Source organism: Bacillus sp. A015 (assembly GCF_053851875.1).
Genome location: NZ_JBSPZB010000004.1, coordinates 95,187 through 107,433, shown reverse-complemented (window position 1 = coordinate 107,433; position 12,247 = coordinate 95,187). Strand labels below are relative to the sequence as shown.

Below are 12,247 nucleotides of genomic sequence, written 5' to 3'. Positions count from 1 at the left end.
CTCGCATTCGCCTGCAGGTCTGCGCTCCGGTGCTCATCCTTCCTAGACTTCAAGGGTTTTCAAATCACGCTAAAAAGAAGCCGCTCACTTCACGTCAGAGCGGCTTTTCTTTGTTATCCCCACTGTAAAAGCAGAAAAAGCCTGCTCGAAGTCATAGACAAGTAGATGCGAATGCCTTCTGGACTAAAGCGGATATCAATATTGCTTTTCACACCGATTTGCTTCAGCATTCGGATGACACTTGTCGTATCAGCGCGTTCAGCAGCCTCCATCATTCGCTTGGCAAATGAAAGCGAGCTGGAAATCTGCTGTGTAATAAGTGAAGCGTCAGCCACAAGCCGGGCTGATTCCTTTGCGGATCTTTGAAACGGGTGGGCATCCACTGGAGGAAAGGTCATAGGCGTGCGCGGGTATGCGCTGCTCATTGCGGGAACCTGCAAAGTAGGATAAGGAACATAGTAAAACACATGGTCACCTCTTCTCTCATTGAAGTGAAATTGGACGGATATCTGTTCTAAATGTATGTAGAAAATCAGAATAAAGAATCAAAATGATCTTTCTATCTTTGGAAATTCATCATAAAAATAGGTACTTTTGCGGTCAATTTCGGTGAATGTCGCCAAAAAATTGCGGTGTCCACAGTAGAGTCTGTCGTCTGACCTATGACACGTAAAACCGAGGATATGAAAGGGATCGTATGTTCTGTTGTGAGAGAAGTGTGACGAATGATGCCTATTCTTGTCGCAAAAATGACGCAATTCCTTTGAAATTGAGATAAAAGTATGATTTGAAAAGTCAGAAAATGATGAAAAAAGACCTATTGAATTTTGCGGTATCACGCACACGTTTTGTGCATACTTTTCGGTGAAAAAATACTCAATAGCATTTACACTGTTAATAACAGATCAAATACTTATGACCCAATCACCATACACAAATACATTGATCTTCCAAAAAAGGAGAGTGGAATCGATGGAAAAGTATGAAATCGAAGAACTTAAACAATTATTGTGGAAACTTGAAAACGAAATTAGAGAAACAACGGCTTCTCTTCATAACATTAACAAAAGCATTGATCAATACGACAAATATGAATATGTGAAAATTTCTTAAAGACTTGATAATCATCAAGTCTTTTTTTTATCCAAATACATACAAAAAAAGGATATATTATTATATAATTGTTAAATAGTGATGTCAGTGGACATTTGCTTCTTTCTTTTTAGTAAAATAAGAGGCGAGAGGGTGAGGTACAAGACCGAGTATGCTAAACTATCTAGAGAATACAAAAATCAAGCAGAATATGTCTGATTTTATTCAACATGCAGTCAGGCAGAATGATTTACAAAAGCTGCTTCATGAATTTACAGATATAAAGAATGAATTTCCTTTTGGGCAATTGGCTTATCAGCATTATGAGGCATTTGGCGGAAAAGACAAGCAAGCGATTACAAAACTGGCAGCAGGGATTGAACTTCTCATATTATCAGCCGATATATTAGATGATATTGAAGATCAGGACAATGATTCGTATCCTTGGATGAAGCGTCAGAGCGGGATTGCGATTAATGCGGCGAATGTTCTTTTTACATTAAGTTTTGAAGTCTTTTCAAAGCTTGACCATGCAACAGAGCTGTTAAACAGTGTATATTCCTATTCCATTCAGTCAATGCAAGGGCAGCATATGGATATGACACTGGAGCCGGAGAATGAGCAGGATTGTTTAAATATCATGAAGTTAAAGGCAGGATCACTGTTTGTATTACCCTGTGTACTGGGGGTTATTTTGGCGACAGGTTCTTTTGAGAAGAAAGTAGAAGAGTATGCTTATTATCTAGGAATGGCAGAACAGCTTGAAAATGACTATTTAGGTCTTTTTAATAAAGATAATACTGATTTTAAAAGAATGCAAACATTACCGCTAGTATATTTAAAAAATGAATTTAATCCATCCAGTTCAGACTTGCTCAGTTATTTTCAATCAATGGATAAAAGCTTCGGTTCTGAAGAATTAAAGGATAAATTAAAAAAATCTGGTGTTCAACAATATGTATTTATTATGAGAAACCTTCTCAGAAATAAGTTTAAAGAATCATTCAAGAAACTACATTTAGAGGCTTCTAAAAAGAAAAAGCTTATACTCTTTTTAATTGGAGATGGAGAAGATGAACATTCAAAAATTGGTTAGTTATCTAGTGGAAAATCCTTCGGCATTTAATCAAATCGTTAATGGGAACGCATCATTGCTTCACGTTGATCAAGTAACTGCTAGTATTATCGTTGATGGATTCCAAAAAGAAGACGCCATTAGATCAATCATATGGAAAACTGCTGGCTGAGTAGATAAATATTATGAGAAAGTTTTACTCTAAGTTAACAGTTATATTAGTTATTCTTAGCTTCATCTATGTGATTTATATCTCTTATATCAACGTATTTAATATTTTTGTTGGAGCAGCTGTTAAGGTAAATAGTCACGGCCAACTTGAGGTAGTGGATGTCGATAATTTTACAGACAGCTATCTTGCTGGCGTTAGAAAAGGCGATATCATACTTGAAGTGAACGGGAATAAAAAACCAGTTGAAGAAGTTAGAAGAGGTTTTTTAGCGAATGTTAAAAGTTTAGTCGTTGATAGACATGGTGATGAAATTGCATTAGAGAATGTAAGGTTATTAAGCCAAGAAAATCTGTTTATTTATCTAATACCAGTCATTCTTTATTCAATCTGTCTATTTTGTATATTTATGATCTTAAAAATTAATAAAGCAAATAAAAAAGAGTCTGCATATATTCTAGCCTTATTTCTCTTGGCTGTTTCTGTAGGATATGTAAGTTCTGGTGGTTCTGGAAAAGGGGAGGCGATTAGTCGCGTTCTCGTAATCGCTACAATGAATAGTGTACCTCCACTATATATGCACTTTATGTATCAATATTTAAAAGAATTAGGAACAGAGATTATTCATCGTCGAGTTCTTTTTTGTTTGTATCTAGTTCCAGTTACTAGCATCTTATTAGATATATTCTATAAAAATAAAGCAGGACCAATTAATCTATTAGCATATGTCAATTTACTTTCATTTTTTGTTCTGGCTTTCATTTCGATTATTATCACAATAAGGGCTGCTAAGAAATTGAAAGACAATGAAGTCAGCAATGTACTTCGAGCATTTGCACTCATTTTAATCTCATCATTCAGTCCATTTATGCTATTTTTTATCATTCCTTATTTTTTGGGTAAATATTTTATTTCACCTTATGTTGTTGCATCGTTTGTTCTTTTAATTCCTTTTTTCTTAGTCTATCAATTTATGTCAAATAAGCTGTATAACGTTGATTTCTTTATGGGGAGGATTAAATACTACGGTTTTTTAGCGATTACACCAACGATACTAGTGGTTATTATATTTGATTTCATTCAAAAGCCAAGTGCAAATTTTTATACAGTGAAATTTACGATAATCACGTACATTCTTATGCTCACCGTCTTCTATTTTAAAGAAATCATTGATTTCCGCTTTCGTTTGAAGCGTTTTTCAGAGAAGCATAATTATCAGGACAGCATATTTAAATTCACGCAGCTCATTCGTGAGGCGTCCTCACTTCATCAAGTGTTATATCATTTAAAATACACCATTTTAGAAGTGCTTGTTGTGAATAAAGCCTTTGTGCTTGAGGTGAAGGCAGATGGGCAAATTGAAGAGATTGATGAATCGACAGATGACAGCAAGCTATGGAAAGAGTATGTGGATCAATTTCAAGATATTTTAGGTGAAATAGGGAAAATCATCGGGCTTGATAAAGGGTTTATGATGAAAATTGGTGAGCGGGGCGGTCACTCGTTTGTGATTTGCTGTTTATCAAATTTAAAGACACCGAAGCTGACGCGTGATGAGATTTCTTGGCTGAAAACATTGGCATTTTACACAAGTGTCAGTTTAGAAAATGTTATCAAGATCGAAGAATTGATGGAGCATCTTGACGATTTGAAACAGCGTGAAGCCAATCCTGCGTGGCTGAAGAAGATCATGTTTGCGATGGAAGAAAAGCAGCGCTCAGATTTAGCGAGGGATCTTCATGATTCCGTGCTGCAGGATTTAATTTCGCTGAAAAGGCAGTCAGAGATGTTTTTAACGAATTTCCAAAACGACCAATGCCCAACATCTATTGAAAATTCACTCATCTCATGGAATGAACAAATGTCTAAGGTGATTCAAACCACGAGAGAAACATGTCATGAACTTCGGCCGCAGCTGCTTTATGATTTAGGTTTAGTGAAGGCGATATCGAAGCTGACTTCTCAAATTCAGGAGGAAGCACCGTTTCATATCAGGCTGAATACAACACGCTTTGATAAAGAGCTGGACATTGATATTGACTCCCAGCTCAATATTTATCGGATTGTTCAGGAGTTGTTATCCAATGCGTTGAAACACTCTAAGGCCAACCAAATCTTAGTGATGCTGATTTGTATTAAAGATCAGGTTGTTCTCCACTACGAGGACGACGGAGTAGGTTTTGACGCAAGCCAGCTTGATCAGCACACAATGAGCATGGGGCTATCTGGAATAAGGGAACGAGTCAAGGCGTTAAATGGAAAGCTTCAAATTCATACAGCCCCAGAAAAAGGGCTCAAGATAAAAATTGAAATGGAATTGTAACGATTTATTAAGGATTAAGACTTGGCATCTGCCAAGTCTTTTATATAAAATGGAAGTGAGTGATTTAAAGGGAGGAAGACATGAAGAAGATATTGGTCATTGATGATCATCCGGCTGTCATGGAAGGGACAAAAAGCATATTAGAATCAGATCAGCAGCTATCAGTCGATTGTTTAAGTCCTGATGCAGAAGCCGCCTTTTTAAAGACGCATGACTTTTCCATCTATGATGTGATCTTGATGGACTTAAATCTCGGGGATATCAATGGAATGGACATTGCGAAACAAATTTTAGAAACGAATCAACAAGTGAAAATTATCATTTATACAGGGTATGAAGTAGATGATTATTTTGAAGAGGCCATTCGGGCTGGATTGCATGGTGCAATTAGTAAAACAGAGACAAAAGACAAAATTATTGAATACATACACCGCACATTGCAAGGAGAAGTTGTCATTCAGCTATCCTATTTAAAGAAATTAATTTCACAGCAGCAAGAAAAGCCAGAACAAGCGCAGCAGACCGATCACGATCTGTTAACAGAGCGAGAGTGTCTAATCCTCAGAGAAGTGGAAAAAGGGTACACGAACCAAGAGATTGCCGATGTGCTTCATTTGAGCAAACGCTCGATTGAATACAGCTTGACCTCCATCTTTAATAAGCTGAATGTTGGATCTCGAACAGAAGCGGTGTTAATTGCAAAATCTGAAAGTGTGCTGTAAACGAGTGAAGGGAGAGGGCCTTGATGGATGTGAGTGGATCAAATACACTGCTTGAGGCACTGGGGATTGAGATTGTCGAGTGCAATGAGTCACGATGCATTGCAACAATGCCGGTTGATCACCGAACAAAACAGCCATTTGGCTTACTGCACGGAGGAGCATCTGCTGCTCTAGCAGAAACGGTGGCGAGCTTGGGGGCTGCTGCTCATTTAGACTTAACTCAGCAGGTTTGCTCAGGTATTGAAATCAATGCCAATCATTTAAAATCTGTACGTGATGGAGTGGTGACAGCGACAGCTGTTCCTGTACATGTAGGACGGCGTACAATGGTATTCCAAATCGATATAAAAGATGATCGAAACCGGCACGTCTGTACGTCAAGATGCACACTTGCTGTCATTGATCGCATATAAAAAGCTCCCGGTGCAGCGGAAGCTTTTTTTTAATCTCGATAAGATTGATATTTAAACGTGGAACTGGATGCAACCTACTTTTTTTATCACTTGAATGTCAATCAATGCAAAACGACGACTATCTTGGAATGCTGTTATCTAGACATTTTAAGGAGATATGAATGATATTGCTGAAAAATGAAAGGACCTAACATGTTAGGTCCTTCATTTATTCGGTCATCCATAAAAGGAATCACAGCGTCTATTATAAATAAGAATCTTCTTTCCGCTTAATCACAAAGTTACGAAAACCGCCATAATCATCTTGTACACTGCGTTTGTCCATCTTGACTCCAGTATTGTAGGCGGCTCTTCCGATCAAATGAGCGCCGACTGGTGCTGTCAGGAAGATAAAAACAATCCCAAGCAGGATTTTCGCAGAGATAATGCCTGCAAGAAACCATTCGTGAAAGAACACACCAACTAAAATGAGGACAACACCAAGTGTCGATGCTTTTGATGCAGCATGCATACGTGTGTAAACATCTGGTAAGCGAAGTAAACCAATAGCTGAGATGAGACACAGGATCGCGCCAAGCAGGATAAAAAAGATCACAATGGCTTTAGCGATGACGATCATTTTCAATCACTTCCCCTTTCTCAAGGAATTTAGAAAAAGCGACAGTGCCAATAAAAGCAAGAATACCGAGCAGTAAAATAATTTCAAAGAACGTTGTCGTCTTCAGTAATATTGAAACAATGGCTGTCATCCCAATTAAATTGATTCCCACCGCATCAAGTGCACTCACACGGTCAGGAATGGAAGGCCCTTTGATGACCCTGATGACAAAAAGCAGGGTAGATAGCGCGAGAATGCCAAGTGAAATTTGTAATATGAGTTCCATTATTTACTGCTCACCTCCTGAATGGCTTTTTCAAATGATACACGGATGTCATGAATGGCTTTTTCAGCATCTTCAATATCCATCGCATGAATGTATAAAATCGATCGATCATCCGATATATCTACGACCAGTGTGCCTGGTGTCAATGTGATTAAATTGGCAAGCACAGTAATTTCCCAATCACGTTTTAAGTCTGTACGAAAGGCGAAAATTCCCGGCTTGATTTGAAGCTTCGGTGATAATATCGTCTTGAGTACGCTTAAATTGGCAAGAAGCAGCTCTCGAATGAAAATGACAACGAGCTTGAAAATGGCATAGAGTGCATAGCCATAAAAACGTTGCGGGAAGAATCGCCGCAGTATAAAAATGGCGACCATCCCTAGTACAAAGCCTGATACAAAGCCTGAGGCTGTGTATGTATCATTCATAAACATCCAGGTAAAGGCGAGGAGAGCGTTTAATAATATTTGAAAGGCCATGTTTATCTACTCCTTCAGCACAGCTTGAATATATTTTTCTGGTGTTGAAAGCATTTCCGCAGCTTGATTGATATAAGGGGCAATGAACTCTGTCCCTAACCCAATCGCAAGCGATAAGACAACAAGCAGTACTCCAGGGTACACCATTCCTTTAATCGACGGTTTTCTTCTTGGTAAATCCTGTTCCTCGCCCCAAAATGCGAGCGTGAAAATCCTCATAATAGAATAGAGGACAAGAAGACTGGACAGTAAGACAAGGATAGAAAATGTCATGTGTCCAGCAGAAAATCCACCTTCAACAATTTTTAGCTTGCCAACAAATCCACTAAGCGGCGGAATACCTGCAAGGGATAAAGCCGATATGAAGAACATCCAGCCGAGGAGAGGCTGGGATTGAATCAGCCCGCCCATTTTTTTCAGATTATTGGAACCAGCATACACAAACAGTGCACCTGCCAGCATAAATAATGCGCCTTTGATCACCATATCGTGAATGAGATAATAAATGGCGCCTTGGAGTGATGCAGGTGTATTGGCTGCAATCCCAAACAAAATGACCCCAACAGCTGTGACAATGTTATAAATCACGATCTTTTGCACATCAGAATAGGCGATAGACCCAATGACACCGAATATGACCGTTAGTGCGGCAAGCCAAGCCATGAGTGTATGTGTAAACCCTGTATCATGTATAAAAATTAACGTAAAGACTCTGGCAATCGCATATAAGCCGACCTTTGTCAGCAGTGCGCCAAACAAAGCCGAAATCGCTGCTGGCGGTGCATGATACGATCCTGGCAGCCAGAAATAAAGCGGGAAGACCCCAGCTTTTAAGCCAAATACAATCAGGAACAGAATGGAAATGACGGTAATTAACCCTGTTTGCCCCGATTCAGCTATTTTCACACTTAAATCAGCCATATTCAGTGTACCAGTGACTGCATATAAACAAGCCACACCGACAATAAATAATGCCGACGAGATGATATTAAATACAATATATTTCAATGATTCACGAAGCTGAGGCTTTGATCCGCCTAACACAATGAGCATGTAAGATGCCATCAGCAGTAATTCAAAGAATACAAACAGGTTGAAAATATCTCCCGTTAAAAAGGCACCACTGACGCCAGCTAATAAGAACTGCACGCCAGAGTAATAGAACAGCCGCTCTCTTTCTTTCCCAATTGTTTGAAAGGAGAAGAGAACTGTGACAAGTCCAACAACGGAAGCGGTCAGCACAAGGAGTGCAGCAAACTGGTCGGCAACAAGGGCAATCCCAAATGGGGCTTTCCAGCCGCCCAAATAAAGTGTTTGGATGCCGCTTGTGAAAATCGTTTGAACCAAATAGAGATTACAGATAATGGCTGAAAGAGAGGCAAAGACACTAAAGCCTCTCGACAGCATGATGTTCTTATTCATAAAAATCAATAGTGTCGCGGATAGTAATGGAATCAAAATAGGCAGGATCACGAGATTATTCATGCTGATCATTTCCTCTCATTTGATCCATGTCATCTGTTCGCAGCTCTTGGAAGGCACGGAAGGCCATGACGAGCAAAAAGGATGTCACACCAAAAGCAATGACAATGGCTGTTAAAATTAATGCTTGTGGCAATGGATCTACATAGGATGTGAGCCCCTCTTTTAAAATAGGAGGTGCTCCTTTTTTCAAGCCGCCCATTGTTAATAGAAGCAAATGGACGCCGTGACTCAAAACGGCCGTACCGACGATGACCCGCAGAAGGCTTTTTGAAAGCAATAAATAGGTCGCCGCCATAAAAATAATTCCGACGATAATAGACATTAGAAATTCCATTATTCCTTCTCTCCAATCGTTTGAATAATGGTCATGGTGACACCAACAACAACTAAATATACACCGATATCAAACAGTACGGCCGTTGCCAGTTCTGTTTTCCCAAGAAACGGTAATTGGAAATAACCAAAAGTATGGGATAGAAAAGGTGCACCGAATAGAAATGATCCCATTCCTGTCAGGATCGCAACGAGCAGCCCAGTCGCTGCAACATAAATAAAGTTAAACGGCAGAATGCGTCTCACTGTTTTCAGGTCATAGGCTAAAAGCAGAAGGACGACAGCCCCAGCACTCATCAGGCCGCCAATGAATCCCCCGCCAGGATTGTTATGCCCCGCAAGAAATAGGTGAAGTGAGAAAAGCAAGATGATGAATGCTGTGATTTTTGTTGTGACTTGTAAGAGCATATCATTCGTATCAATCTTTCTCATCGCCGCACGCCTCTCTTCCGTTTTCCTTGAGCTTTTAATAACCCATAAATACCGAGTGCCGCAATGGCGAGCACGGTAATTTCAAAGAGTGTATCAAAGCCCCTGAAATCTACAAGAATGACATTAACAATGTTGTCGCCGCCAGCAAGCTTGTAGCTATTTTCAATAAAGTAGGATGAAATGGTGTCAAGTGACTGCTGACTTGTTGAAGCGAAAGCAAGACAGGTGACAACAACTCCAACGCCTAATGAAATGATCAAATTGGTCAATTTGAACCTTCTCGTTTTTTGCTTCAAGCTCAGCTGTGGCAGATGATAGAAGCAAAGTAAAAACAGCGCGACAGAAATCGTTTCAATAATCAGCTGTGTGAGCGCAAGGTCAGGTGCTCTGAAAATCACGAAGAATAATGACAGCGTGTATCCCATGACACCTAGCCCAATAATGGCCGTTAAGCGAGACCGGGCAAACACAGTCGTGAGGGTTGCCGCCACCATCACAAGTGAAAGGATGGCCTCGTACGTGCCGATTGGGGCTGCTTGCTCCGTTTGAAATGAGAAGGCTTGTTGATAGAACATCACGCTGCCAAGCACGATTATCATGAAACCAAACACATAGACAAGGTAGTCACGAAGGAAACCTGTCATATAGCTGTTTGTCAGGCGATATGAGCCTTTTTCTAAGCCTGTCAGCGAACGATCATATAAAGAGTTAAATGACCATTTTTCTTTAAATATGTTGTACATTGGACGCCATTTTGACAACGTCAAATATCCGATAATCCCTAGAGCAATAACACCTATTGTCATATAAAGCTCTGGCTGAAATCCATGCCACGCTCCAATTTTCACGACAAAACGTTTTCCTGGTTCAATTGCTTCAGGAATAATCGCAGCAATAGCGGGTTCGATGACAGAATAGGCAAGAATATTAGGGAAAAAGAAGAAGGTGACCACAAGGGCAGCAAGAATAATTGGCGGGATGAGCATACCAATCGGTGCCTCATGCGGTTTTTTTTCTAATTTATCCAGTTGTAGGCGGCCTCTAAATGTTTTAAAAAGGAGCATCATACTGTAAATGAACGTAAACACACTAGCGAGCCAAGCGATTGCTGGGAAGATAGCACCCCATGTGGAAACATCGCTAAAGCTGATGTCAGAGATCCGTATCATGCTTGTGAAAAATAGCTCTTTACTCAAGAATCCATTAAATGGCGGAAGTCCAGCCATTGAGAATGTACCAATCAATGTAATTGTAAATGTAATAGGCATGATGGTCATTAATCCGCCTAATTTACGAATGTCACGTGTGCCTGTTTCATGATCAATAATACCAGCTGCCATAAAGAGACTGCCTTTAAAGGTAGCATGGTTAATGAGATGAAAAATAGCAGCAAGAACGGCTGCACCAAAAAAGGCAGGATTGTTTTCATGAATCGCAGCTGCGCCTACTCCAAGCATGAGCATAATCATGCCAAGCTGACTAACGGTAGAAAAGGCCAGAATGGCTTTTAAATCGTTTTGCCGGACGGCGTGAAATGATCCCCAGAATAATGTGACAAGTCCAACAATTGATATGGTCCAAAACCACACCTCTGACACAGCAAAGATGGGACTGAAGCGGGCAACAAGATAAATGCCGGCTTTTACCATTGTGGCAGAATGCAAATAACTGCTCACTGGAGTTGGTGCTTCCATGGCATCAGGCAGCCAAATATAGAATGGGAACTGCGCTGATTTCGTAAAGGCACCTAGCAAGATCAGGATCATAGCAGGGATAAAATAAGGCGATGCCATAATGAGCTGAAGCTGATTAATTGCTTCACGGATACTGAATGAATCAGTGATTAGATAAATAAGGATGAAGCCGCCAAGCATCGCCAATCCACCAAAAACAGTAATAATCAGTGATTTTGTCGCTCCGTAACGAGAGCGTTCCCGCTTATACCAATACCCAATCAAAAGGAAGGAAGAGATACTCGTTAGCTCCCAAAACAAGTAAAGAACCACCATGTTGTCAGAGAGAACGACACCAAGCATAGCGGTCATAAACATTAACAAATACGTATAGAAAGAGCCGATTTGTTCTTTTTCTTTTGACAAGTAGAAAATACTGTACAAGACGACAAGTGCGCCAATACCTGTAATTAATAACGCAAATAACAAACTAAGACCGTCTATATATACAGTGAAATTCATTCCGAGCGAAGGAATCCATTCGGCCTGTGAGAACAACGTTCGTCCATTTGATGTGATATTGATCATTTGGACAAAATAGATAAATAAAAGAATAGGCAGGATAAGAACAAACCATCCTGTATGTATACGCCTGACGTATTTAAAAAGAAAGGGCACAACAAACGCAAGCAAAAAAGGTGATAGGATGGCGAAATGAATAAGCTGCAAGAAAATAAACCTCCTTCGATCAATATAAATTCACGTTCTAAAGAACTGGTAAATAAAATTATAGCGTAAATACAGAGATAGTGCATTGGTTTGAACTGATTTACAGCAAACTGCATTCATATTTTGAGTTCTTTTGACCACAAAAAATATTTTATCAAAAATGAAACTTGTTGTATATTGTTTTGTTTTTCGTACATGCTTTTCTTAAAGGAGCTGATTACATGAAACTAAAAGCGGGCATCAGCTTAAGCATATTCTGCACGATTTTAGGAGGAGCATTCTTGATTGACCGAAATGATCAAAAAAGGTGGCAGGCTGGGAGTGAATGGCCGCTATTTTCTGAGCACCTTCTCTATATGACCTACCAAGAGGCCAAACAGTATCCTTTTCAGCCTCGAGAATATTTACGAATTGTATTAGCTGATGAATAAGTCTTAT

The 12,247-nt window shown here is 39.7% G+C and carries 15 protein-coding genes; 7 read left to right on the top strand and 8 right to left on the bottom strand.

What is annotated here, in order from left to right:
- Nucleotides 1-113 precede the first annotated feature (113 nt).
- Nucleotides 114-425 carry an inner spore coat protein gene (locus ACSLGF_RS05070; RefSeq protein ID WP_456003078.1) on the bottom strand — a complete coding sequence of 104 codons (312 nt, stop codon included), beginning with the start codon at nucleotides 423-425 and terminating at the stop codon, nucleotides 114-116.
- Nucleotides 426-972: 547 nt separating this feature from the next.
- On the opposite strand from ACSLGF_RS05070, the gene degQ reads away from it, so the two are divergent.
- From degQ to ACSLGF_RS05040, 6 genes are all read left to right on the top strand, one after another.
- Complete coding sequence (gene degQ / locus ACSLGF_RS05065) at nucleotides 973-1,113, top strand: degradation enzyme regulation protein DegQ (RefSeq protein ID WP_003213123.1); 141 nt, start codon at nucleotides 973-975, stop codon at nucleotides 1,111-1,113.
- Between the two features lie 151 nt (nucleotides 1,114-1,264).
- On the top strand, nucleotides 1,265-2,188 hold the full coding sequence (locus tag ACSLGF_RS05060; RefSeq protein ID WP_456003076.1) for a polyprenyl synthetase family protein: 924 nt from the start codon (nucleotides 1,265-1,267) through the stop codon (nucleotides 2,186-2,188).
- Nucleotides 2,166-2,339: a competence pheromone ComX gene (gene comX / locus ACSLGF_RS05055; RefSeq protein WP_456003074.1), complete on the top strand. Its 174-nt coding sequence runs from the start codon at nucleotides 2,166-2,168 to the stop codon at nucleotides 2,337-2,339. Before ACSLGF_RS05060 ends, comX begins: the two co-directional genes overlap by 23 nt.
- Before the next feature lie 13 nt (nucleotides 2,340-2,352).
- Entirely contained in the window at nucleotides 2,353-4,659 is a 2,307-nt protein-coding gene (locus ACSLGF_RS05050) for an ATP-binding protein (protein ID WP_456003072.1), read from the top strand.
- An 80-nt stretch (nucleotides 4,660-4,739) separates the two neighbouring features.
- Complete coding sequence (locus tag ACSLGF_RS05045; RefSeq protein WP_095409464.1) at nucleotides 4,740-5,381, top strand: response regulator transcription factor; 642 nt, start codon at nucleotides 4,740-4,742, stop codon at nucleotides 5,379-5,381.
- 23 nt (nucleotides 5,382-5,404) lie between these two features.
- Nucleotides 5,405-5,794: a hotdog fold thioesterase gene (locus ACSLGF_RS05040; protein ID WP_230030808.1), complete on the top strand. Its 390-nt coding sequence runs from the start codon at nucleotides 5,405-5,407 to the stop codon at nucleotides 5,792-5,794.
- Nucleotides 5,795-6,038: 244 nt separating this feature from the next.
- Here ACSLGF_RS05040 and mnhG read toward each other — a convergent pair whose 3' ends face one another.
- From mnhG to ACSLGF_RS05005, 7 genes are read right to left on the bottom strand one after another with little or no spacing between them, the layout of a single operon-like run.
- The gene (mnhG, locus tag ACSLGF_RS05035; RefSeq protein WP_099727087.1) at nucleotides 6,039-6,413 is read right to left on the bottom strand and encodes a monovalent cation/H(+) antiporter subunit G; all 375 of its coding nucleotides are present in this window, start codon (nucleotides 6,411-6,413) and stop codon (nucleotides 6,039-6,041) included.
- On the bottom strand, nucleotides 6,397-6,681 hold the full coding sequence (locus ACSLGF_RS05030) for a Na(+)/H(+) antiporter subunit F1 (RefSeq protein ID WP_099727088.1): 285 nt from the start codon (nucleotides 6,679-6,681) through the stop codon (nucleotides 6,397-6,399). The genes mnhG and ACSLGF_RS05030 overlap by 17 nt, the downstream gene beginning before the upstream one ends.
- The gene (locus tag ACSLGF_RS05025) at nucleotides 6,678-7,157 is read right to left on the bottom strand and encodes a Na+/H+ antiporter subunit E (RefSeq protein ID WP_456003070.1); all 480 of its coding nucleotides are present in this window, start codon (nucleotides 7,155-7,157) and stop codon (nucleotides 6,678-6,680) included. The genes ACSLGF_RS05030 and ACSLGF_RS05025 overlap by 4 nt, the downstream gene beginning before the upstream one ends.
- 6 nt (nucleotides 7,158-7,163) lie before the next feature.
- Nucleotides 7,164-8,642, bottom strand: a complete 1,479-nt coding sequence (locus tag ACSLGF_RS05020) for a Na+/H+ antiporter subunit D (protein ID WP_456003068.1) — start codon at nucleotides 8,640-8,642, stop codon at nucleotides 7,164-7,166.
- A complete protein-coding gene (locus ACSLGF_RS05015) occupies nucleotides 8,635-8,976 on the bottom strand; it encodes a Na(+)/H(+) antiporter subunit C (protein ID WP_099727091.1) in 342 nt (113 codons plus the stop codon). The genes ACSLGF_RS05020 and ACSLGF_RS05015 overlap by 8 nt, the downstream gene beginning before the upstream one ends.
- The gene (locus ACSLGF_RS05010) at nucleotides 8,976-9,407 is read right to left on the bottom strand and encodes a Na(+)/H(+) antiporter subunit B (protein ID WP_099727092.1); all 432 of its coding nucleotides are present in this window, start codon (nucleotides 9,405-9,407) and stop codon (nucleotides 8,976-8,978) included. The genes ACSLGF_RS05015 and ACSLGF_RS05010 overlap by 1 nt, the downstream gene beginning before the upstream one ends.
- Nucleotides 9,404-11,809, bottom strand: a complete 2,406-nt coding sequence (locus tag ACSLGF_RS05005) for a Na+/H+ antiporter subunit A (RefSeq protein WP_456003066.1) — start codon at nucleotides 11,807-11,809, stop codon at nucleotides 9,404-9,406. Before ACSLGF_RS05005 ends, ACSLGF_RS05010 begins: the two co-directional genes overlap by 4 nt.
- Nucleotides 11,810-12,030: 221 nt before the next feature.
- Between ACSLGF_RS05005 and ACSLGF_RS05000 the strand changes: the two genes are divergently transcribed.
- On the top strand, nucleotides 12,031-12,240 hold the full coding sequence (locus ACSLGF_RS05000; protein WP_456003064.1) for a hypothetical protein: 210 nt from the start codon (nucleotides 12,031-12,033) through the stop codon (nucleotides 12,238-12,240).
- Nucleotides 12,241-12,247: the final 7 nt, after the last annotated feature.